Raw genomic sequence first — 21,372 nt, forward strand, 5'->3', positions numbered from 1 at the left:
TACCGGCCCGTACTTTTTGTGGCGCGTACGGTCCGTATCCAGGGACGCCATATCAAACATTGACGGGTTCGAACGTCACTCCTATGATCGGGCGCAGTTTCCCTGACAGTTGCCCTGCGACAGGAGACGCCCCGCCATGATCCGCTCCACCCGCAAGCCCTTGCGCAGCCAGGCCTGGTTCGGCAAAGCCGACAAGGACGGCTTCATTCACCGCTCGTGGATGAAGAACCAGGGTATCCCTCACGATGCGTTCGACGGCCGCCCCGTCATCGGCATCTGCAATACGTGGTCGGAACTCACGCCGTGCAACGCGCATTTTCGCGAACTCGCGCAGTACGTGAAAAAAGGCGTGTACGAAGCCGGCGGTCTGCCGCTCGAATTTCCCGTCATGTCGCTCGGCGAATCGAACCTGCGGCCCACCGCGATGCTGTTTCGCAACCTCGCCTCGATGGACGTCGAGGAGTCGATTCGCGGCAATCCGGTCGACGGCACGATTCTGCTCGTCGGTTGCGACAAGACCACGCCTGCCTTGCTGATGGGCGCTGCGTCGTGCAACTTGCCCGCGCTCGCCGTCTCGGGCGGCCCGATGCTCAACGGGCGCTTCCGGGGCCATGAGATCGGCTCGGGCACGGGCGTGTGGCAAATGTCGGAGGAAGTGCGCGCGGGGACGATGCCGCAGGCCGAATTCGTCGAGGCGGAGTCGTGCATGAACCGCTCGCGCGGCCACTGCATGACCATGGGCACGGCTTCCACGATGGCCTCGATGGTCGAATCGCTGGGCATGGGGCTGCCGCACAACGCGGCCATTCCCGCTGTCGATGCGCGCCGCCAGGTGCTCGCGCAACTCGCCGGGCGGCGCATCGTCGAGATGGTGCGCGAGGACCTCACGATGTCGAAGATCCTCACGCGCGCGGCGTTCGAAAACGCGATCCGCACCAATGCGGCTATCGGCGGCTCGACCAACGCCGTCGTCCACCTGATCGCCCTCGCGCGGCGCATTGGCGTGCCGCTTTCGCTCGACGACTGGGAGCTCGGCTCCGATGTTCCTTGCCTCGTGAATCTGCAGCCTTCCGGCCGTTATCTGATGGAGGATTTCTATTACGCGGGCGGCCTGCCCGCGGTGCTGCGGCAACTGGGCGAGCAAGGGCTGCTGCATCGGGACGCGTTGACGGTCAACGGTAAAACCCTCTGGGAAAACGTGGCCGACGCGCCGAACTATAACGCCGAAGTCATTACCTCGTTTGCGCAGCCGTTCAAGCCCAAGGCCGGCATCGCCGTGCTCAAGGGCAACCTCGCGCCCGACGGCGCGGTCATCAAGCCTTCGGCCGCCACGCCGGCGCTGTTGCGCCATCGCGGCCGCGCGGTGGTGTTCGAAAACGTCGAGGAACTGCACGCGAAGGTCGACGACGCATCGCTCGATATCGACGAGCATTGCATCATGGTCCTCAAGGGCGCCGGGCCGAAGGGCTATCCGGGCTTCGCCGAAGTCGGCAACATGCCGCTGCCGAAGAAGGTGCTGCAAAAGGGCATTACGGACATGGTGCGCATTTCGGACGGCCGCATGAGCGGCACGGCGTATGGCGCGGTCGTGCTGCACGTGTCGCCCGAAGCGGCGGCGGGCGGTCCGCTCGCGCTCGTGCGCACGGGCGACATGATCGAGCTGGACGTCGCGGCGCGGCGCCTGCATCTGGAAGTCTCCGACGCGGAACTCGCACGCCGCAAGGCCGGGTGGCAGGCGCCCGAGCTGCCCGAGCGCGGCTATTACCGGCTTTACGTCGAACACGTGCTGCAGGCCGACAAGGGCGCCGACCTGGACTTTCTCGTCGGCGCGAGCGGTGCGGCCGTGCCGCGCGACTCCCACTGAGCGTGCCGGAGCACGCGATGAGCGCGCCTGCCAATGCCGCCGGCGATTCGCGCGGCAACTGGGTCCGCTCGCCGGATCAGCGCGCATGCAGATGGGGCACGCCCTCGCTCGTCGCGACCTTGAGCTGATGCAGCGCCCGGTGCGCCTTGTTCAACTGGGCCTGCGCGGCAATGCGCTGCGCCTCCAGCTGCGCCACCTCCTTGCGCACCTGATGCTGCCGGCCCGTCACCGTCTGTTCCTGTTCCGCATGGCGCTGCAGATCGACGCGCAGGCGTTCGGCCTGGGCCTCCGACTCCTCGATCTGCCGCGTGAGTTCCGCGTTTTGCGCGACGAGCTGGACGCGGCGGGTTTCGCCGTCGGCGAGGCGCGTGGCTTGCTCCTGCATCAGGTGAAATGCCGAGCCGGCCGCATCGAGGTCGTTGGCTTTCAGCGCGCGCCACAGTACGCTTTCATGATGGAGCGCGACGAAGTAGCCGAGCGTGGGCGGATGGAAGAAGAGGCTGACCGTATACGCGAAGCAGCGATAGACGCGAAAGGTCATCAACTCGTCGGCGGCGTGGAGCGCTTCGAACGCGGCGCCGTCGGCGATCTGCACCGGGCGGCCGTTCAGGTGCGCAGGCATGACCGGCACCGGATGGAGCGTGGAGACCGGCCGAGGCCCGCCAGCGCCTTCGGGCGGCACGGCGGCGCCCGCGGCCGGCTCGGCGCGCGACTCGACCTCGCCGGGAGTCTCGGGCGGCGCAACGGTTGCCTCGGGCGCGGATTGCGGGATGCGGCTGGCGGCAACGCTGGCGGCGGCGCGCTGCGTGGCGGCATCATGGGCCACGGCAAGGATGCGTGATGGCGCGCCGGAGAGCGCGGCGTTGCGGCGGTTCAGAATGGATTTCACGGCGGTTCCCCCAGTTTGGCGCGCCAAAAACAAGGCGCTCCGCGCGCGGCAGCGTGGCACACAGGCGCCGGCGCGCAGGCAAATGGGGCGGGCGATGCGGGTAGGGCGCCGTCCGCTCCGGATTCGCGTACTAGTGAAGCAGACGAGGCAGGCGTGCAATGTCGTCGAAGAGCGCACGGCCGGGCTCGAGCGCGAGAAGCCAGGTTTCGTCGTAGCCGCTCAGCGTGTCGAGTGCGTCGCGCAAGCGCTCGATGACTACGGCGGGAATTTCCACGCATGCCTGGGTGGTGCCGGAAAGCCGTGCGATGCTGGCGTGCTGCACCAGTTCGTCGGCGGCTTCGGCCACGTCGGCCGCAAAGATGAGATGGTTGTTCAACAATTCGACAAGGCCCGGCGACGACGTGACATCTTCGACGTTGAGCTGCAGCGAAAGAAAGGTGGCTTTGTTCATTCCCGGATCCCTCAGGGCCATGGGACTGCAGCGAGAGGCCTTTCATCTGATTATCGGATGACGCGTGAACCAGTATAGGCGTTGACCCGCGCAAACGCAGGCCGGGCGAGCAGGCCGGCGAAAAAAGGCGGCAGGAGCACGAACGATATAATGGGGGACGTTCGCCATTACCGGCCTAGCTTCGGCTCAACTCGCGCGGAAGGTGGCGCGCAAGCGAACGCCTGCGGCCCGCCGCGCACTCCACATGCGTATTTTTTTCGTCATACGCGAGGACCAAGCGAGGAACAGCAAGATGAATCGACAACGGCGAAACCCGGGTGCGTATGCGGCGCTGGCCGCCCTCACGCTCGTCTGCAGTGCCTGTAGCAGCACCTTCACGCCCTGGGAATCCCAAAGCGCGCCCCCCATGTCCACGAGCGGCGTGCCCGCGGGCTACTACCGCGTCAATCCGGGCGACACGCTCTCGCGCGTGGCCGGGGCCTTCGGCCAGCGTCCCCAGGACATCGCGAGCTGGAACCAGCTGCCTTCCGCCAACGCCCAGATCCTGCCAGGGCAGGTGCTGCGCGTAGCGCCCCCGCCCAACTACGCACCGGCTTACGCACCGGCTGCGCCGCAGGCGCAGATGCCCGGAGGCGCGCCCGCCGCCGCAGGCGTAGCCATGCCGGCCCCCGTTGCGCCCAGCATCGCGCTCGCATGGCCCGCGCGCGGGCCTATCCTGCAGCGTTTCGTGCCTGGCAAGTCCACCGGCATCGTGATCGGCGGCACGCCCGGCGAGGAGGTCAAGGCCGCCGCCGCGGGCCGCGTGGTCTACGCGGGCACGGGTATCGAGGCCTATGGGCCGCTCGTGATCATCAAGCACAACGACCAGGTCGTGACGGCTTATGGCCGCAACGGCAAGCTGCTCGTGAAGGAAGACGACGCCGTCTCTCAAGGCCAGCCGATCGCGGAAATGGGCTCCGGCGGCGTCCAGTTCGAAGTCCGCAGCGACGGCAAGCCCGTCGATCCGCTGCCGCTGCTCGCGCACTAGTCGCTGCGAAAGCGCGCTCTGCGCCCGGCCCCGGCATTGCGCTGGGCCGCCGTTTGAAAATACACTCGATGATTCTCACGCCGCGCGGCGCGCCGACGAGGCGCGTGCCCGCGCGTCCCGCGCGTGCTTCAACCACGAGGAATTCATCGCAATGATCGACCTGCGCAGCGACACCGTCACCCGCCCGAGCGAAGCCATGCTCGCCGCCATGACCCGCGCCGAAACCGGCGACGACGTATGGGGCGACGACCCGACCGTGCTGCGCCTGCAGGCGCGCGTGGCGCAGGAGGCGGGCAAGGAGGCGGGACTCTTCTTCCCGAGCGGCACGCAGAGCAACCTCGCCGCGCTGATGGCGCATTGCGCGCGCGGCGACGAGTACATCGTCGGCCAGGCGGCCCACACCTATAAGTACGAGGGCGGCGGCGCGGCCGTGCTCGGCAGCATCCAGCCGCAGCCGCTCGACAATGCCGAAGACGGCTCGATCCCGCTCGAGCGCATCGCCGCGGCGATCAAGCCGTTCGACGACCACTTCGCGCGCACGCGTCTGCTCGCGCTTGAAAACACGATCGGCGGCAAGGTCCTGCCGGCAGACTACGTCGCAAAGGCCACGCAGCTCGCGCATGAGCGCGGGCTCGCCACGCATCTCGACGGTGCACGCGTGTACAACGCGGCGGTCGCCTCGGGCCAGCCGCTCGAGGCGCTCACGGCGGGCTTCGACTCGGTGTCGATCTGCTTTTCGAAGGGCTTGGGTACGCCGGTGGGATCGGTGCTGGTGGGCAGCCGCACGCTCATCGACGCTGCGCATCGCTGGCGCAAGGTGCTGGGCGGCGGCATGCGCCAGTCGGGCGTGCTCGCGGCCGCGTGCCTTTACGCGCTCGATTACAACGTCGCGCGTCTCGCCGACGACCATGCGAACGCCGCGCGTCTCGCCGCCGGTCTCGCGCAGATCGATCAGGTGAAGGTGATGTCGCAGGCCACGAACATGGTGTTCGTGCAGTTCCCGCAGGAACATTGCGCGCCGCTGGAAGCGTATCTCAAGGAGCGCGGCATCCTCACGCAGATGCTGTATGCGTCGCGCTTCGTCACGCACCTCGACGTGACAGCCGCCGATATCGACACGTTCGTGGCGGCGGTGAAGGGCTACTTCGCGCGATAAGCCGGTAGACGGGCAGGCGAAGGCGCGCTTTTCGCGTGCGCCTTCGCCTGAGACCTCAGGCTCGGCCGCCCGCACCGCCCCGCCCGCATCACCGGGGCTGCACCGCCCGGTGCGACGGCGCGAACAGCCGCAGCCCGCTCGCAATGGCCGCCGCGCCCGCGAAGACGCAGCCAAGGCCCAGGGCGAGCGTCGGGCCGTGCCGGCCCACGATCCCGAAGCACAGCGCCACCAACGCCGCGCCCGTCGTCTGTCCGAGCAGACGCGAGACCGCGATGGTGCCGCTCGCGCCGCCGCTGCGCTCGGGCGGCGCGCTTGCCATGATCGCCCGCAGGTTGGGCGACTGGAAAAAGCCGAAGCCCGTGCCGCAGAGCGCCATGCGCACGACGATGTCCGTCACCGTGGGATGGGCGGGCAGCAGCGCCAGCGACGCCATGCCCGCCGAGAGAATGGCGAGCCCGATCGCACCGAGCAGGCCCGGCGGATAGCGGTCGGACAGGCGCCCCGCAATGGGCGCGGCGGCAGCCACGACCACGGGCCAGGGCGTCATCAGGAAACCGGTTTCCACCTGGCTGCGCATCAGCACGGTTTCGAAATAGAACGGCAGCGAGACGAACGCGAGACCCTGCGCCGCGAACGAGCAGATCGCGGTGACCGACGAGAGCGCGAAAACCGGCCGGCGGAACAGATCCACGGGCAGCATGGGCGCCGGATGCCCGGCCTCGCGCCGGATCAACAGCGCGCCGAAGATCAGCGCCACGACGGCCGCCATACCCACTTCCATGCCTGGCGCGCGCTGCGCGGCCTCGCCGAGCGCGAAGATCAGCGCCGCGAACGTGATGACGTTGAGCACCGCCGCCACGGGATCGAAGGCGTGCGTGCCGCGCGCCGTCTGCGGCAGCGCGGGCAGCGCGAACACGAGCGCGAGCACGCCGAGCGGCACGTTGATCGCGAAGAGCCACGGCCAGGTGCCCGCCGAGAGGATCAGCGAGGCCATGGTCGGACCCACGGCGAACGAAACGCCCACGATCAGCGCGTTCATGCCGAGCCCGCGCCCGAGCCGGTGCGGCGGGTAGAGAAAGCGGATCAGCGCCGTGTTCACGCTCATGATGGCGCTCGCGCCGAGCCCCTGCAGCACGCGCGCTCCGGCGAGCGCGGTCAGCGTGGGCGCGAGCGCACAGGCGAGCGAAGCGACCGTGAAGATCGCGAGGCCGCTGATATAGATGCGCCGGTGGCCGATGATGTCGCCAAGCGCGGCGAGCGGCAGCAGCGTGGCGACCATCGCGAGCTGGTACGCGTTGATGATCCACACCGAGGCGGCGGGCGCCGCGTGCAAGTCGGTGGCGATGGCGGGCAGCGCGGTGTTGGCGATGGCGGTGTCGAGCGTCGCGAGCGCGACGGCGAGCATCACCGCGCCCATGGCGCGGCGGTTCTTCGCCGACATGGGCGCGTCGGGCGGCTCGGTATTGACGGTATTGCGGGTTTCGCGCGCCGCGGGAAAGGTTTCGGACAAGACAGTTTCGGGCCGGTGGACGATGAAGGCTGCGGCGCAGGCCGCACGGGCGAATTCTGCGATTGTTGCAGAGCCCGCCCGGTTTTGCAGGAGACGCTTCAGACCGTGAGCTGACTGTAAGGCTTTGACCGGCGCTCAATGGCCATCGAATGTCTCTATATCGCAACTAACGGTCAATCCCGTCGTACCTGCGCGTGCCGCCGCGCTGCGCGCGCGGAATCGTCCGCACGGCAGGCGATCGAGGCGTCAGGCAGGTTCCGCGTGCCTCGCGGCCGCGTTGCGCGCGCGGTTGGCGCGCCGCCGCACGCCATTTGAAAATGCACTACTCTGCAAATTGATCTGCGCTCGCCGGCGAGCGGCGCCGGCCCTTTGCGCCGCTGCCGATGCGTCATCGTCCCATTCCGCCGCGCGCGGCGCAGGCCGAGGACAACCGCGCGCCCTGCACCTTTGTGGGCGCGCCGCCATTTCCGGCGCTTTGCGTGGGACCGCATCAGGCGCTCTGCACGTGGTGCGCTCGACAGGAGTCAGTTGATGACAGCCATCGGTCTCGAGTTCGATCAGTTGCAAAGCAGCGTCGAAGCGCTGCGCCGTTCCCTCTCCAATCGCCTGATGTACGGCGTCGGCAAGGACGCCGTAACGGCCCGTCCGCAGGACTGGCTGCACGCCGCGACGCTCGCCGTGCGCGACCGGCTCGTCGAGCGCTGGATGATCACCACGCGCCGCCAGTACGACCAGGACGTCAAGCGCGTCTATTACCTGTCGATGGAATTTCTCATCGGCCGCACATTCTCGAACGCGCTGATCGCGCTCGGCATACACGACGAAATGAAAGAGGCGCTGGCGAGCGTGGGCGTCGACATGGACACGGTGCTCGACTACGAGCCCGACGCGGCGCTCGGCAACGGCGGTCTCGGCCGGCTCGCGGCGTGCTTTCTCGATTCGATGGCGACGCTCGGCATTCCGGGCTTCGGTTATGGGATTCGCTACGACTATGGCATGTTCCGCCAGCAGATCGTGAACGGCGAACAGGTCGAAGCGCCCGACTACTGGCTGCGTTATGGCAATCCTTGGGAGTTTCCGCGGCCCGAGGTCCAGTATCCCGTGCATTTTGGCGGGCGCACCATGCAGCGCGACGGCCATGTGGAATGGGTCGACACGCAGCACGTGAACGCCATGGCCTACGACACGGTCATTCCCGGCTACGCCACGAGCGCGACCAACACGCTGCGGCTGTGGTCCGCGCGCGCGGACGAAGAACTCAATCTCTCGGCGTTCAACCAGGGCGACTATCAGCGCGCGGTGGAGGCGCGCAACATCTCCGAGAACGTCTCGCGGCTGCTCTATCCCGACGACTCGACGATGGCCGGGCGCGAACTGCGTCTGCGCCAGGAATACTTCTTCGTCTCCGCGACGATGCAGGACCTGATTCGCCGCTACCTGCGCACGCACAGCACGTTCGGGCGCTTCTCCGAAAAGGTCGCGGTGCACCTGAACGACACGCACCCGGTGCTGGCCATTCCCGAACTGATCCGCCTGCTCGTGGATGTGCATCATCTGTCATGGGGCGAGGCGATGGGCCATGTGCGCCGCGTGTTCTCGTATACCAATCACACGCTGATGCCCGAAGCGCTGGAAACCTGGGATATCGAATTATTGGCGCGCCTCTTGCCGCGCCACCTCGAAATCATTTTCGACATCAACGCGGCATTCCTGCGCGAAGCGAGCGACCGCGGCGCACACGACCTCGACCTGATCCGCCGCATCTCGCTCGTGGACGAATACGGCCAGCGCCGCGTGCGCATGGCCTATCTCGCGATCGTGGCGAGCCACAAGGTGAACGGCGTCTCGAAGTTGCACTCGCAACTGATGACGCGCGATATCTTCGCCGACTTCGCGCGTCTCTTTCCCGACCGCTTCACGAACGTGACCAACGGCATCACGCCGCGCCGCTGGCTCGCACAGGCGAGCCCGCCGCTCGCGCACCTCGTGGACGAAGCGATCGGGCCGCGCTGGCGCAGCGATCTCTTCGAACTGGGCGCGCTGCGCAAGCTGCGCGGCGACGCTTCGTTCGAAGCCGCGTTTCGCGCGGCCAAGCGCAGCAACAAGGTGCGCCTCGCACATCGCGCCCTGCAGCGTACCGGCATCGTCTTCAATCCCGACGCGCTGTTCGACATGCAGGTCAAACGCATTCACGAGTACAAGCGCCAGTTGCTCAACGTGCTGCATGTGATCACGCGCTACAACCGCATTGTCGAAGCGCCGGAGGGCGACTGGGTGCCGCGCGTCGTGCTGTTCGCGGGCAAGGCCGCGTCGGCCTACCGGATGGCGAAGATGATCATCCATCTCATCAACGACGTGGCCGCGAAGATCAACAACGATCCCGTGGTGGGCGACCGGCTCAAGGTGGTGTTCGTGCCGAACTACGGCGTGAGCGTGGCCGAGGTGCTGATTCCCGCGGCGGACCTTTCCGAGCAGATTTCGACGGCGGGCACCGAAGCCTCGGGCACCGGCAACATGAAGCTCGCGCTCAACGGCGCGCTCACCATGGGCACGCTCGATGGCGCGAACATCGAGATCGGCGAGGCCGTGGGGCAGGACAACATCTTCATCTTCGGGCACACGTCCGACCAGGTCGACCAGCTGCGTTGCGCAGGCTACCGGCCGCGCCAGGTCTACGAGGAAAACGCCGAACTGCGCCGCGCGCTCGACCAGATCCGCACGGGCTTCTTCTCACCGCACGATCCGGCACGCTACACGGACATCTTCCATACGCTCGTGGACTGGGGCGACCACTACCTCGTGCTGGCCGACTACTCGGCCTTCATCGAGGCGCAGGATGCCGCCGATGAGCGCTTCATGGACGTGCCGGCGTGGACCGCGAGCGCGATCGAAAACGTGGCGGGGATGGGGCAATTCTCTTCGGACCGGGCGATCGCGGAATACGCCCGCGATATCTGGCACGTGAAGTCGATCGAGATGGAGTGAGGGGCGCTCGCCCGCGGTGCTGCCGGCAGTGCTTCCGGCGGTATCAGGGCGCTGCGGGCCGTGTCGTGCCGCCCTCGGCCTGCGCCGCCTGCGCGGCCTTGGCGGTGCGCACGGCTTCCTGCACGCGTTCGAGGAATGCCGGGTCGAGGCTCGTGACCGCCTCGCGCGATTCTCCGCCCGTCACGACATAGAGCCGGTGCACGGCTTCCTGCCAGAGCCACGCGAGCCAGCCCACTACGATCACCATCACGCCGCACGCGAGACCGGCCGCCGAGCCTAGCACGCCGCCCACGACAGCGCCTGCGGCGCCGGCGAGGCTAATCGCGACCGGCACGACGCGGCTGCGCCGCCCGATGACGATGCGCACGTCCTCGATGTCGCGCATGGGGAAGACCTGGCCGGCTGCTGAAAGCGCGTTGCGCGTGACCGAAACGGCGGCTTCGTTGAAAGGGAGTTCCATCGGTTCGATAGCTGCGAGGTGAGAGAGCGCAGCGTACCAGAAGCGGGGCCAGGGCGGGGCGGCAATGGACATATCGTCGCAGGCCGAACGCTTGCCGGGCTGGGCAACGCGCCGAAGCCGCTATACTTGCGCGTTTTTATTGCTCCGTCACCACCAAGGATTTCCCATGAGCGCATTGCCACGCTGTCCGAAATGTAATTCCGAGTTCACCTACGAGGATGGGGACGTCTACGTCTGCCCGGAGTGTGCGCATGAATGGTCGAGGCAAGCCGCCGCGCCGGCAGAAGCCGCAGGCAAGGTGTATCGCGATTCGGCCGGCAATGTCCTTCAGGACGGGGATACCGTCACGGTCATCAAGGACTTGAAACTCAAGGGTTCGGGCGGGGTGATCAAGATGGGCACCAAAGTGAAGAATATCCGTCTGGTGGACAGCGACCACGATATCGACTGCAAGATAGATGGCTTCGGCGCCATGAGCCTCAAATCGGAATTCGTCAGGAAGGCGTGATGAGGGGCGTCGCGCATCCGTTGCGACGAACCAAAAAAAGCGGGGCATCCCAAGGGATGCCCCGTCCGGTAAGGCGCGCCGTGCAGCGTGGGCTGCCGCGCGCCGAGCAGAGCCGGCGCGATGAGCCGCCGGCTGCCGCTGTTGCGTGATGTTGCTGCGTAATGCGGTTGCTGCGTAATGCGGTTATTGCGTAATGCGGCCGCTTAGAACTTGTGGCGGATACCGACGCGAACCGCGACTTGATCCTGCGAACCCGTGCCCGACGGCTGGAAAATGTTCGAGCCCGAATCGCCGATCTGCGCCTGAACCTTCTGGCCGTTCGCGAGCGTGCCCGATGCATCCTGGTACGACACGAGGCCGTACACGTCGGTGCGCTTGCTCAGTGCATAGTCAAGCGATGCGTTGACCTGGTTCCAGTGAGCCGTCTGGCTGCCCGAGGTGCGCGAGTACGTGTAGCCGAGCGCAGCCGAGAGAGCCGGCGTGAAGGCGTACTTGCCGCCTGCTTCGTACGCGTTGTAGAGCGTCGACGAACCGGCGATCGGCGAGAGCAGCGTGTTGGTCCACAGGGCCCACAGCGTTGCCGGGCCGACGATGTAGCGGCCACCCACGCCGAACGAGCGCAGGTCGCGCAGCGTGCCCTGCGGCACGTTGGCGATCGTGGTCGAGGTCGACGGCGTGGTCTGGCCCGGATACGTCTGGTTGAAGTAGGCCGCGCCGAGGCTGAACGGACCGTATGCGTAGTTCGCGCCGAAGCTGTACGCGCGGGACGAGCCGGCGATCGGGCTGGCCGCCGGGCCCGTTGCCGGTGCGCCGGCGAACGAGGTCGAGTTCGAGAAGCCGTACAACGCGCCGAACGTGAAGCCCGAGAAGTTCACGCTCTGGAACTTGACCGAGTTGTTGATGCGGCTCGACGTCAACTGGTCGATGTCGTTGAAGTGGTATGCCCAGTTACCCGAGACCGTGTTGCCACCAGTCGAGTACTGCGAGCCGAGAATGTCCGTGTTGAGCGAGTATTGACGGCCGAACGTCAGCGAACCGATGTTCGATTGCGTCAGACCGACGAATGCTTGACGGCCGAACATCGCACCGCCCTGGCCTGCCGTGCCGTTACCGCTGTTGAAGCCGTTTTCGAGCACGAAGATCGCCTTCAGGCCGCCGCCCAGGTCTTCCGTGCCGCGCAGGCCCCAACGGCTGCCTTGCGCCACGCCGTCGCCATACGAGAACTGATGCGAGCTGCCAGGCGTCCCGTTCGAGTTCTTCACGTTGCTGATGTAGTTCACACCGGCGTCGATAATGCCGTACAGCGTCACGCTGCTTTGTGCGTGGGCAACGCCTGCGATCGAGGCAAGAATAGCGGTGGTCAGAATTTTCTTTTTCAACTGTTTCTCCGGGTAAAGGGAAGATGACTACCCCGGCCTCTTATGGGCCGGTCTATGCGACGGGCTGCAATTTAAGGGGCGATAACGAAAGGAATGTGACAGTAAGACTTTGTAGGGAAAATGTCGCCAATCTGTTGTGTGAATGCGACACACGGATTGCAGCTGGGGTGAACGGCGCCCGAAGCTCGCTGTTACTGGCTTTGCGGGCGATTTCCCTGTCAAGTTGGAGGGCTGGACTGCGGCAATTGGCCTTATAAAATTTTTTCCTAAGCTTTCTTTTATTCGCCGGTTAATGGATCTTTTGAATCTGACTTCAAGCTGAGCTTGATTTATCTCAAGGACGCATTAACGGCCGATCAATGCGCGCTTTACATGGTGGATTCCCGTCGATTCATGAGAGTGAAAAATTAGTTAAGCGAATTAATTTGAATGGCGGGAAACGCCAATAAAAAAGGGCTCGCATTCATGATGCGAGCCCTGTTACGGCAAGGCGTTGCAGTTACAGCGAGAGAAGCGAGCCGCTGCGAATGGGCGTTTCGCCGGCAATGCGTGCGACTTCCATGCCGGCCGTGGCGAAGCGCGCGCTATGCCGTGCGTACATCACGCCGCTCACGCCGGCGTGCAGCGTCGTCACGGTGTCGGCGAGCGGGTCGATGATATCGGCAATTGCCGCGCCGCGTTCCACCCACGTGCCGCAATCCACGCGAAACACGAGTACGCCGCTGGCAGGCGCCACGATCGGCTCCGTGCCCGCGAGCGGCGTTGCCGCGTGGGCGAGCGGCGGCAGCGCCGCGGCGGTGCCTTCGATCACGCCGCGCCCGATCAGGTAGTCGACGATGGCTTGCGCGTCGTGTTCGGCGAGTTCGTGCGAGACGTCGCGCTGGCCGCGCAGCTCGACCGTTACCGAAATCGAGCCGTACGGAATGGGAAAGCGCGTGCCGAAGCGCTCGCGCAGCTCCGACCAGCAGAAGCTGTGAATCTCGTCGAACGGATTGCCGATCGAGTTGAGCGCGAGGAGCGACGCCTTGGCGTCGAGATAGCGCGCGAGCGGCTCGACTTCGGGCCACAGTTCGGGGTTCGTGTAGATGTGCATGGCGGCTTCCCAGTCGCAATGCAGGTCCAGCACGATGTCGGCGTCGTACGAAAGGCGCTGGAGCGCGAGGCGCATCGAATCGAGTTCGGTTTTGGGCTGCTGCGCGGCCAGCGCTTCGCCCATGGCCGCGCGGATGGCCGTGCGGTTCGCGGCTTCGTCAGACCCGAGGCGCGCCTCGATGTTGGGCAGCACGAGCGCGGTGAGCTCGTGGAAATTGCGGTTGAAGTTCTGCGCCGTGTTCGACTCGAAGCGGCCGATCATGTGTCCGAGCCAGTGCTGATTCAGGCCCACGGGGTTGGGCACCGGCACGATCACGATCTCGCCGCGAAGGCGGCCCGCCGCTTCCAGTTCCGCGAGCTTGCGGCGCAGCACCCACGAGACGAGCATGCCCGGCAACTCGTCGGCGTGCAGCGAGGACTGGATGTAGACCTTGGGACCGCCGGCTTTACCGTAGTGGAAACTGGCAAGTTCCCGCGCGGTACCGAGGGCGGGCGCGATCAACGGGTGGTTTCGGGTTTGCATGATGGATGCGCGCGGCGCGGCGGCCCGCAAAAGGTAGTGGAGTGAACGATGGCCCTGTAAGTACATGCGGGGGCCGTAGACCGATCTTAGCCGATTCGACGCGCCGCCGGAACCCGCGCGCCCGCGCGCGCCGGCAGTATCGTCGAAAATACGGAATCCGAAACAAGATGCCGGAAAAGAAAAAGCCCGGACACAAAGCCCGGGCTTCGCGCGCCGTGATGCAGCGCCGGCGCGATGCGGCGCTTAGCTGCCGTACACGTCGAAGTCGAAGTACTTGGCTTCGATCTTCTTGTACGTGCCGTCCTTGATCATGTCGGCAATAGCCTTGTCGATCTTCGTCTTCAGGTCGGCGTCTTCCTTGCGCAGGCCGATAGCGGCGGCGCCCGTCGGGATTTCCTTGCCGGCGAACTGGAAGCCAGCGCCGCGCGGCGTCTTCAGGAAGCCCAGATCCGCTTGCACTTCATCCTGCAGCGCCGCGTCCAGACGGCCCGAGATCAGGTCGGCGTAGACCTGGTCCTGGTTCTGGTAAGGAACGACGTTCACGCCCTTCGGCGCCCAGTTTTCCTTCGCGTAGGTTTCCTGGATCGTGCCTTGCTCGACGCCAACCGACTTGCCCTTGAGCGAATCAGCCGTCGGGGCGAGGCTCGAGCCCTTCTTGGCGACGAGACGCGTCGGCGTATTGAACAGCTTCGCCGAGAAGGCGATCTGCTGCTCGCGCTGCGGGGTGATCGTCATCGACGAGAGCACGCCGTCGAACTTCTTGGCCTTCAGGCCCGGGATCATGCCGTCGAAGTCTTGCTCGACCCACACGCACTTGGCGTTCAGGCGCTTGCAGATTTCGTTGCCGAGGTCGATGTCGAAGCCGACCAGCTTGCCATCGGGTGCTTTGGATTCGAACGGTGCGTAGCTGGCGTCAACGCCGAAACGCACGGTGGACCAGTCCTTTGCATGGGCGACGCCGGCCGAGACGGCGAGCACGGCAACCGTGAGGGTGGCAAGCAGTTTCTTCACTATGGGTACTCCTCTAGATGGTTCAGGGCGCGCCGCGTGCGGTTGTGCCGCCATGGCGCATTTACCGGCGCGGCTCGCGCCGGATTATTGTTGGACCCGCCAGCCTGCGGCCAGCGGAGCGCGCGCAAGCTTACCAGGTCAAAATTGCTGCGTCGCTAGTGTAATACCGGATAGCGGGAAAGGGACCCACTAAGTGTACGCCCGTGCGCTTGTACGATTTAACGCAAAGCCTTGATGAACAAGGCGCGCAGGCCAATGCAGAGGGGTCGTTGCGGGGTTGCCGGGTTGGGTTGCGCGATGCTCTGCTGCAACAGTCGGAAGAATGCGATGCCGTGCGCGCGTGGCATCGTCAACGATATGAAGGGCAATTGAAATCGAATCGACGGCGCGCCGTTGGCCCTCTGCCCGAATGGGGTCGGACAGCGTGCCGTCTTTTGTCGCGGCGCAGCAATTGCACCAGCTGCACCGCGAGGATGGCATCAGACCACGCGCACGCCCGCGCGCCATGTCGCGCGCGGCACGGGCAGCGAATCGAGCATCCTCACCCGCACGAAGTCCGCGCGCAGCCCCGGCTCGATCGCGCCGCGGTCGTGCAGGCCCGACTTGCTGGCGGGCTCCCACGAGACCGTGGCGAGCGCGCGCGGCAGCGTCCAGTCGGCCTGGGTCACGAGATCGAACGCGGCGGTCAGGAGGCTCGACGGCACGTAGTCGGACGAGAGAATGTCGAGCAAACCGGCCTGCGCCAGCTCCAGCGCCGAGACGTTGCCCGAGTGCGAGCCGCCGCGCACCACGTTCGGCGCACCCATGATCGTCGCGATGCCGCGCTTTTTCGCTTCCTCGGCGGCCACGCGCGTGGTCGGGAATTCGGCGAGCACGATGCCTTCGGCGGCGGCCTGCTCGACGTGCTCCACGAGCGTGTCGTCGTGGCTCGCGAGCGGGATGTTGCGCGCGCGGCAGCGCTGCACGATCTCGAGGCGGTGCGCGTCGGCGTAGCGCTCCTGCTCGGTGGCCATTTCCGCGAGCATGGTATTGGTCTGCTCGTCGGTCCACTTGCCGTGGCGCTCCTGGAAGCGGCGCCATTGCTCGCGGTCGTGCCACTGGCGCTGGCCAGGCGTGTGGTCCATCACCGAGGCGAGGCGCAGCAGCGGATGGCCGCTGAGCGTGTCGAACAGCTCGATCACGTCTTCGGTGGCGATTTCGCAGCGCAAGTGCAGGAAGTGCTCGGCGCGCAGCAGGTTGCGCTCTGAGAAGCGTGTGAGCGCCCTGGCGCTCGCGAGCTGCACGTCGCGGCCGCGCACGCCCACGGCCAGGCGCGTGCCGATGGCGAGCGCGTCGAATACCGTGGTGATGCCGGCGGCGGCGATCTGCGCGTCGTGAATGACGAATGCCGCGTCGGTGTTCCAGTGCACGCCGGGGCGCGGCGCGAGGTGCTTTTCCAGGTTGTCGGTGTGCAGTTCGACGAGACCGGGCAGCAGGAAGTCGCCTTCCCAGTCTTCGGCTTCGGGCGCGGCGGTCGAGCCGCGCGAGAGGTCGCGGATCTTGCCGTCTGCCACGCTTAGCGTGCCGGTGAAAACTTCGTCTCGCGTCACGATGCGAGCGTTCTTGATCAACATCGTCAGGCTCCGTATCAGATATCGGTTTGCGCGGTTCAGGCGGAATTCAGGCTGCGGCGCCGAGCGGCGCTTGCGCGCGCGGCGCGCTGAGTTCGAGTACGCGCGTGGCGACGCGCCCGCGCGTGTCCTCGTCGTGGAATACGCCGACGATCGCGGCGCCCCGCTCGCGCGCCTCGCCAATCAGGCTCGCGACGAGTTCGCGGTTTTCCGCATCGAGCGAGGCCGTGGGTTCGTCCAGCAACAGCACGCGGTGCTGCGCGATCAAGCCCCGCGCGATGTTCACGCGCTGCTGCTCGCCGCCCGAAAACGTGGCGGGCGCGAGCGGCCAGAGGCGCCGAGGCACGTTCAGGCGTGCCAGCAGAGTTTGCGCGCGCTCGCGTGCCTCGTCTTCCTCCACGCCGCGCGAAACGAGCGGTGCAGCCACGATGTCGAGCGCGCTCACGCGCGGAATCACGCGCAGAAACTGGCTCACATAGCCCACCACGTTGCGGCGCAGGCGCAGGATGTCGTGCGGTGCCGCGCCCGTGATTTCCAGATGCTCGAGCGGCGCGCCTTCGTCGCGGATCGCGATGGACCCGCCGCTCGCGAGATAGTTGCCGTACAGGCAGCGCAGGAACGTGCTCTTGCCCGCGCCCGAGGGGCCGACCAGCACGATGCATTCGCCGCGCTCCACGTCGAGCGACACGCCCGCGAGCGCTTCGATGCCGATGCCGCCCTGGCCGTGCAGCGTGAAGGTCTTGCGCACGTCTTCGGCGCGCAGCATGAGCGCCGGTCTTTCGAGGAACGCGCGCGTGCCCGGTGATGAGTTCAGAGTCATGTCTTTCATCCTAGACCGGCAGCACGGATGCCACCAGCGTCTGCGTATAGGGGTGTTGCGGGTCGTCCAGCACCTGGTCGGTCAGGCCCGATTCGACCACCGTGCCGCCTTGCATCACCATCAGGCGATGTGCGAGGAGGCGTGCCACGCCGATGTCGTGCGTGACGATCAGCACAGAAAGATGCAGGTGGGTCGTGAGCGTGCGCAGCAGGTCGAGCAGGCGCGCCTGCACGGACACGTCGAGACCCGCCGTGGGTTCGTCCATGAAGACGAGGCGCGGCCCCGTGACGAGATTGCGCGCGATTTGCAGGCGCTGCTGCATGCCGCCCGAAAACGCCGAGGGCAATTCGTCGATGCGCTGGGCGTCCAGTTCCACGCGCTGCATCCATTGCTGCGCCGTGTGGCGGATTTGCCCATAGTGGCGCGCGCCCACGGCCATCAGCGGCTCGCCGATATTGGCGCCCGCAGAAACGCCCGCACGCAGCCCGTCGCGCGGATTCTGCTGCACGAAGCCCCATTCGGTGCGCGCCAGCAGGCGCCGGCGCGGCTCGGAAAGCGTGCGCAGGTCGAGCGTTTCGCCGTTCGCGTTCGTATAGTGAAGCGTGCCCGCATCGGACCCGGTGCGCAGCGCGAGCGTGTTGAGCAGCGTGGTCTTGCCCGAGCCCGATTCGCCGACGATGCACAGCACCTCGCCGGGATACAGGTCGAAGCTCACGTCGCGGCAGCCGTTGCGGCCGCTGTACTGCTTCGTGAGCGATCTTGCGCTTAGCAGCGGCGTCATGCTTTTTCTCCTGCTTCGTTCGTTGCGTGCGCATCGATCTGTTCGCGCCGGTCGTGGCAGTAGTCGCTGTCCGAGCACACGAACATGCGCTTGCCTGCGTCGTCGACGATCATCTCGTCGAGGAAGCTCTCGCGCGAGCCGCACAGGGCGCACGCATGCTCCCAGCGCTGTACTTCGAAGGGATGGTCGTCGAAGTCGAGGCTCTTCACCGGCGTGTACGGCGGAATCGCGTAGATGCGGCGCTCGCGGCCCGCGCCGAACAACTGCAGTGCGGCGTTCATATGCAGTTTGGGGTTGTCGAACTTCGGAATCGGCGAGGGCGACGTCAGATAACGGCCGTTCACGGTCACCGGGTAGTCGTACGTCGTGGCGATGCTGCCGTGCTGCACGATGTCCTCATAGAGCTTCACGCTGATGAGGCCATAGTCGGCCAGCGCATGCAGCTTCTTGCATTCGGCCACGCGCGGCTCGAGCCGGAACAGCGGTTCGGGCATCGGCACCTGATACACGAGGATCTGCCTGGCCGTGAGCGGCGTTTCGGGAATGCGGTGCCGCGTCTGGACGATCGACGCCTCGCTCGTGCGGCGCGTGGTGGCGACACCCGTGGTGCGCGCGAAGAAGCGGCGGATGTTCACGGCGTTCGTGGTGTCGTCCGAGCCCTGGTCGATCACCTTGAGCGTGTCCTTCGCGCCGATGATCGCCGCCGTCACCTGGATGCCGCCCGTGCCCCAGCCATACGGCAGCGGCATTTCGCGCGAGGCGAACGGCACCTGGTAGCCCGGCACGGCCACGGCCTTGAGGAGCGCGCGGCGCAGCATGCGCTTGGTCTGTTCGTCGAGGTACGCGAAGTTGTAGCCCGAGACGGCCTGCGTTTCGTGCGACGCGAGTTCGGCTGCGGTGGATGGCAAGGTATCGGGCGCGTTCATGCGGCCTCCTTGTTTTGCGTGTCCGCATCGGCGCCGGTGCCGCTTTCGTGCTGCGCGCGCAGCTTGCGCACGAGTTCCAGCTCAGCCTGGAAGTCCACATAGTGCGGCAGCTTCAGGTGTTGGACGAAGCCCGAGGCTTCCACGTTGTCGCTGTGCGAGAGCATGAATTCGATGTCCTGAGTCGGCGAGGCGATCGTCTCGCCCAGCTCTTCGGCGCGCAGCGCGCGGTCCACCAGCGCCATCGCCATGGCCTTGCGTTCCGCGTGGCCGAACGCGAGACCGTAGCCTTGCGTGAATTGCGGCGGCACGTCTTTCGAGCCCGCGAACTGGTTGATCATCTGGCACTCGGTCAAGTCGATTTCGCCGATTTCCACGGCTTCATCGAGTTCATCCAGCACCATTTCTACGCACACCGAACCAAAGCGGATCTCGCCCGCGAACGGGTGCGAATGCGCGTAGCCGCGCTGCGTGGCATAGCCCATTGCGAGCAGGAAGCCCTCGTCGCCGCGGGCGAGATTCTGCAGACGCACGGTTCGATCGGCGGGAAACGCGAGCGGCTCGCGCGAGAGGTCGCCGGGCTCGCGCGCCTGCGGCGAGCGCGTTTCCTGCTCGATCAGGCCTTCCTTGTCGAGCAGGGAGACCACGCGCGGCATCGCTTCTTCGGGCGGGGTGGCTCGCGGTGCGCGAGGCGTGGCGCTCGCGGCATCGTCGCCTTCGCCGAGCAGCGCGAAGTCGAGCAGACGCTGCGTGTAATCGTAGGTCGCGCCGAGCACCTGGCCGCCGGGCACGTCCTTGAAGGTGGCGGAAATGCGGCGCTCCACCACCATGTTTTCCGTTTCGACCGGCTGCGTGTAGCCAAAACGCGGCAGCGTGGTGCGATACGCGCGCAACAGAAAGATCGCTTCGACGAGATCGCCCGCGGCCTGCTTGATCGCGAGCGCGGCAAGCTCTTCGTCGTAGACCGAACCTTCGGCCATCACACGCGCCACGGCCAGCCGCATCTGCTCGCGGACCTGCGCGACGCTCAGCTCGGGCACGCGCGTATCGCCGCGGCGCGCCTCGTCGAGCAGACGCCACGACGCTTCGATGGCGCGCTCTCCTCCTTTGACGGCGACGTACATCAGTGCATCTCCACGAGAGTGGTGCGCGGCAGGCCCATCAGGCGCTCGCCGCACACGAGATAGAAGTCGATGCCGCACGGGAAGTGCGGCGCGAGGGCGGCGCGTTCGCGCCAGAAGCGCTCGGGCAGGCCGACGGGCGCGATGCTGCAGGTCGTTTCGATGCCGGGGCCGCGCAGCGTGAGCGGCGCGCCGCCGGCGAGCGAATCGACACGTACGAACACCGTGGCCGATTGCTCCGGCGACTCGGGCGTGCCGATCGCGAAGTCTTCGAGCGGCGGCAGGGCGGCGCCGTCGTGCACATAGGCGAACGCGGCTTCGCGCGCTTGCTGTGCGAGCGGCGCGCCTGCGTGAAAGCGCAGCGCGGCGGCGAGTGCGGCGTCGACTTGAGCGAGCCACACTGGCGTGGCGTAGTCTGCGAGTGCGAGCAGCGAGGCGAAGGCGGCGAGGCCGGCGCGCGCGGGCGAGGCGCCCGCGGCCGTGGCTGCCGGCAACGGCGTTTCGATCACGCCGATCGTGCCGGGGCGCGCGAGCGTGTCGAGCAGCGTGCGGAACACGGTCTGCGTGTCGTGAACCGGGTCGCTAAAGCCGGGCGCGAGCGCCGCGAGCAAATCGGGCGTCATGGCATTGCGTTGGTCGCTCATGCGTCACCTCGGACCATCGTGAAGAACTCGACCCGCGTGCTGGCGGCGTCGGCGCGGCGCGCGTCGCGTTGTGCGGCAAGACGCGCGGCGAGCGGCTCGATCAAGCGGGCGTGCAGCCGGTCGTGGCGCGCGGGGAGTTGCAGCAGCGCATCGGCGAGCGCGGCCAGTTCGGCGCGGCGCTTGTCGCGGCCCAGATGGCAGGCCACGCCGACCGGGCCGGGCTGGCTTGCATCGCCGCCTTCGGTGCCCGAGGCGCGCAGGCGCAGCGTGGCGCGCGTGACGGTGGCTTCGCCCAGGTTGAAGGCGTCGCCGGTGCCGCCAATGCGCCCGCGTACCATGGCCAGTCCGGTTTGCGGTGGACGCAGCCAGTCGAAAGCGGGCTCGGGCGCACCGGCGAGCGCGACGTTCAGCGCCGCTTCGAGCTCGGCGCGTGGGGTGTGCGCGAGAACGGCCATCCATGCGCGCCGGGTCGCCGGTGCGCAGGACGGGGTGGAGAAAGCGTTCATCGGAGTTCCTGTGTCGTGAACGGGGAGAACGGACATGGCAACTGCGCCTCTGGAACAACCTTGTCTGGACCTCGATTGAACCATCTATTCATCTAAACGTCTAGACGTTTAT

General features: G+C 66.5%; 19 protein-coding genes. 5 read left to right on the forward strand and 14 right to left on the reverse strand.

Annotation, left to right across the window (positions count from 1 at the left end; all coding sequences use genetic code 11):
• The first annotated feature begins 136 nt into the window (after positions 1-136).
• On the forward strand, positions 137-1,864 hold the full coding sequence (locus tag C7411_RS08965; protein WP_110383461.1) for an IlvD/Edd family dehydratase: 1,728 nt from the start codon (positions 137-139) through the stop codon (positions 1,862-1,864).
• 76 nt (positions 1,865-1,940) lie between these two features.
• On the opposite strand, the gene C7411_RS08970 is transcribed toward C7411_RS08965, so the two are convergent.
• Positions 1,941-2,753, reverse strand: coding sequence for a DUF2968 domain-containing protein (locus tag C7411_RS08970; RefSeq protein ID WP_110383462.1), 813 nt, complete (start codon positions 2,751-2,753; stop codon positions 1,941-1,943).
• A gap of 130 nt (positions 2,754-2,883) precedes the next feature.
• On the reverse strand, positions 2,884-3,204 hold the full coding sequence (locus C7411_RS08975) for a hypothetical protein (RefSeq protein ID WP_110383463.1): 321 nt from the start codon (positions 3,202-3,204) through the stop codon (positions 2,884-2,886).
• A 292-nt stretch (positions 3,205-3,496) separates the two neighbouring features.
• Between C7411_RS08975 and C7411_RS08980 the strand changes: the two genes are divergently transcribed.
• Positions 3,497-4,231: a peptidoglycan DD-metalloendopeptidase family protein gene (locus C7411_RS08980; RefSeq protein WP_110383625.1), complete on the forward strand. Its 735-nt coding sequence runs from the start codon at positions 3,497-3,499 to the stop codon at positions 4,229-4,231.
• Positions 4,232-4,382: 151 nt separating this feature from the next.
• Entirely contained in the window at positions 4,383-5,387 is a 1,005-nt protein-coding gene (ltaE, locus tag C7411_RS08985; protein ID WP_110383464.1) for a low-specificity L-threonine aldolase, read from the forward strand.
• 88 nt (positions 5,388-5,475) lie between these two features.
• Here the strand turns inward: ltaE and C7411_RS08990 are convergent, their stop codons facing one another.
• Positions 5,476-6,828 carry an MFS transporter gene (locus tag C7411_RS08990; RefSeq protein WP_110383626.1) on the reverse strand — a complete coding sequence of 451 codons (1,353 nt, stop codon included), beginning with the start codon at positions 6,826-6,828 and terminating at the stop codon, positions 5,476-5,478.
• A gap of 600 nt (positions 6,829-7,428) precedes the next feature.
• On the opposite strand from C7411_RS08990, the gene C7411_RS08995 reads away from it, so the two are divergent.
• On the forward strand, positions 7,429-9,882 hold the full coding sequence (locus tag C7411_RS08995; RefSeq protein WP_110383465.1) for a glycogen/starch/alpha-glucan phosphorylase: 2,454 nt from the start codon (positions 7,429-7,431) through the stop codon (positions 9,880-9,882).
• A 43-nt stretch (positions 9,883-9,925) separates the two neighbouring features.
• On the opposite strand, the gene C7411_RS09000 is transcribed toward C7411_RS08995, so the two are convergent.
• On the reverse strand, positions 9,926-10,342 hold the full coding sequence (locus C7411_RS09000) for a DUF6232 family protein (protein ID WP_110383466.1): 417 nt from the start codon (positions 10,340-10,342) through the stop codon (positions 9,926-9,928).
• 166 nt (positions 10,343-10,508) lie between these two features.
• Here C7411_RS09000 and C7411_RS09005 point away from each other — a divergent pair, with 166 nt between their 5' ends.
• The gene (locus C7411_RS09005; RefSeq protein ID WP_042268377.1) at positions 10,509-10,850 is read left to right on the forward strand and encodes a zinc ribbon domain-containing protein YjdM; all 342 of its coding nucleotides are present in this window, start codon (positions 10,509-10,511) and stop codon (positions 10,848-10,850) included.
• 203 nt (positions 10,851-11,053) lie between these two features.
• Here the strand turns inward: C7411_RS09005 and C7411_RS09010 are convergent, their stop codons facing one another.
• The 10 genes from C7411_RS09010 to phnG all read right to left on the reverse strand — a co-directional run bounded on the left by C7411_RS09010 (position 11,054) and on the right by phnG (position 21,260).
• On the reverse strand, positions 11,054-12,229 hold the full coding sequence (locus C7411_RS09010) for a porin (RefSeq protein WP_110383467.1): 1,176 nt from the start codon (positions 12,227-12,229) through the stop codon (positions 11,054-11,056).
• Positions 12,230-12,728: 499 nt separating this feature from the next.
• Positions 12,729-13,844, reverse strand: a complete 1,116-nt coding sequence (locus C7411_RS09015; protein ID WP_110383627.1) for a succinylglutamate desuccinylase/aspartoacylase family protein — start codon at positions 13,842-13,844, stop codon at positions 12,729-12,731.
• A 243-nt stretch (positions 13,845-14,087) separates the two neighbouring features.
• Entirely contained in the window at positions 14,088-14,855 is a 768-nt protein-coding gene (locus tag C7411_RS09020; protein ID WP_110383468.1) for an ABC transporter substrate-binding protein, read from the reverse strand.
• 479 nt (positions 14,856-15,334) lie between these two features.
• The gene (locus tag C7411_RS09025) at positions 15,335-16,468 is read right to left on the reverse strand and encodes an alpha-D-ribose 1-methylphosphonate 5-triphosphate diphosphatase (protein ID WP_110383469.1); all 1,134 of its coding nucleotides are present in this window, start codon (positions 16,466-16,468) and stop codon (positions 15,335-15,337) included.
• A 46-nt stretch (positions 16,469-16,514) separates the two neighbouring features.
• On the reverse strand, positions 16,515-17,285 hold the full coding sequence (gene phnL, locus C7411_RS09030; protein ID WP_181431311.1) for a phosphonate C-P lyase system protein PhnL: 771 nt from the start codon (positions 17,283-17,285) through the stop codon (positions 16,515-16,517).
• A 10-nt stretch (positions 17,286-17,295) separates the two neighbouring features.
• Positions 17,296-18,066, reverse strand: coding sequence for a phosphonate C-P lyase system protein PhnK (phnK, locus tag C7411_RS09035; protein WP_110383470.1), 771 nt, complete (start codon positions 18,064-18,066; stop codon positions 17,296-17,298).
• A complete protein-coding gene (locus C7411_RS09040) occupies positions 18,063-18,992 on the reverse strand; it encodes an alpha-D-ribose 1-methylphosphonate 5-phosphate C-P-lyase PhnJ (protein WP_110383471.1) in 930 nt (309 codons plus the stop codon). Before C7411_RS09040 ends, phnK begins: the two co-directional genes overlap by 4 nt.
• Positions 18,989-20,113, reverse strand: a complete 1,125-nt coding sequence (locus C7411_RS09045; RefSeq protein WP_110383472.1) for a carbon-phosphorus lyase complex subunit — start codon at positions 20,111-20,113, stop codon at positions 18,989-18,991. The genes C7411_RS09040 and C7411_RS09045 overlap by 4 nt, the downstream gene beginning before the upstream one ends.
• Positions 20,113-20,754: a phosphonate C-P lyase system protein PhnH gene (gene phnH / locus C7411_RS09050; protein WP_110383473.1), complete on the reverse strand. Its 642-nt coding sequence runs from the start codon at positions 20,752-20,754 to the stop codon at positions 20,113-20,115. Before phnH ends, C7411_RS09045 begins: the two co-directional genes overlap by 1 nt.
• Positions 20,751-21,260, reverse strand: a complete 510-nt coding sequence (gene phnG, locus C7411_RS09055) for a phosphonate C-P lyase system protein PhnG (RefSeq protein WP_110383474.1) — start codon at positions 21,258-21,260, stop codon at positions 20,751-20,753. Before phnG ends, phnH begins: the two co-directional genes overlap by 4 nt.
• Between the last annotated feature and the right edge of the window lie 112 nt (positions 21,261-21,372).

Origin of the sequence: Paraburkholderia silvatlantica, assembly GCF_003096715.1 — a bacterium.
Lineage (GTDB): Bacteria > Pseudomonadota > Gammaproteobacteria > Burkholderiales > Burkholderiaceae > Paraburkholderia > Paraburkholderia silvatlantica.

Excerpts from the sequence above, each read along its gene's own strand:
- C7411_RS09015 (WP_110383627.1), bottom strand. The coding sequence starts at position 13,844 with ATGCAAACCCGAAACCACCCGTTGATCGCGCCCGCCCTCGGTACCGCG.
- C7411_RS09040 (WP_110383471.1), bottom strand. The coding sequence starts at position 18,992 with ATGAACGCGCCCGATACCTTGCCATCCACCGCAGCCGAACTCGCGTCG.
- C7411_RS09000 (WP_110383466.1), bottom strand. The coding sequence starts at position 10,342 with ATGGAACTCCCTTTCAACGAAGCCGCCGTTTCGGTCACGCGCAACGCG.
- phnH (WP_110383473.1), bottom strand. The coding sequence starts at position 20,754 with ATGAGCGACCAACGCAATGCCATGACGCCCGATTTGCTCGCGGCGCTC.
- phnG (WP_110383474.1), bottom strand. The coding sequence starts at position 21,260 with ATGAACGCTTTCTCCACCCCGTCCTGCGCACCGGCGACCCGGCGCGCA.
- C7411_RS09005 (WP_042268377.1), top strand. The coding sequence starts at position 10,509 with ATGAGCGCATTGCCACGCTGTCCGAAATGTAATTCCGAGTTCACCTAC.
- C7411_RS08975 (WP_110383463.1), bottom strand. The coding sequence starts at position 3,204 with ATGAACAAAGCCACCTTTCTTTCGCTGCAGCTCAACGTCGAAGATGTC.
- C7411_RS08990 (WP_110383626.1), bottom strand. The coding sequence starts at position 6,828 with ATGTCGGCGAAGAACCGCCGCGCCATGGGCGCGGTGATGCTCGCCGTC.
- C7411_RS08965 (WP_110383461.1), top strand. The coding sequence starts at position 137 with ATGATCCGCTCCACCCGCAAGCCCTTGCGCAGCCAGGCCTGGTTCGGC.
- C7411_RS08995 (WP_110383465.1), top strand. The coding sequence starts at position 7,429 with ATGACAGCCATCGGTCTCGAGTTCGATCAGTTGCAAAGCAGCGTCGAA.
- C7411_RS08980 (WP_110383625.1), top strand. The coding sequence starts at position 3,497 with ATGAATCGACAACGGCGAAACCCGGGTGCGTATGCGGCGCTGGCCGCC.
- phnK (WP_110383470.1), bottom strand. The coding sequence starts at position 18,066 with ATGACGCCGCTGCTAAGCGCAAGATCGCTCACGAAGCAGTACAGCGGC.
- ltaE (WP_110383464.1), top strand. The coding sequence starts at position 4,383 with ATGATCGACCTGCGCAGCGACACCGTCACCCGCCCGAGCGAAGCCATG.
- C7411_RS09025 (WP_110383469.1), bottom strand. The coding sequence starts at position 16,468 with ATGTTGATCAAGAACGCTCGCATCGTGACGCGAGACGAAGTTTTCACC.
- phnL (WP_181431311.1), bottom strand. The coding sequence starts at position 17,285 with ATGACTCTGAACTCATCACCGGGCACGCGCGCGTTCCTCGAAAGACCG.
- C7411_RS09045 (WP_110383472.1), bottom strand. The coding sequence starts at position 20,113 with ATGTACGTCGCCGTCAAAGGAGGAGAGCGCGCCATCGAAGCGTCGTGG.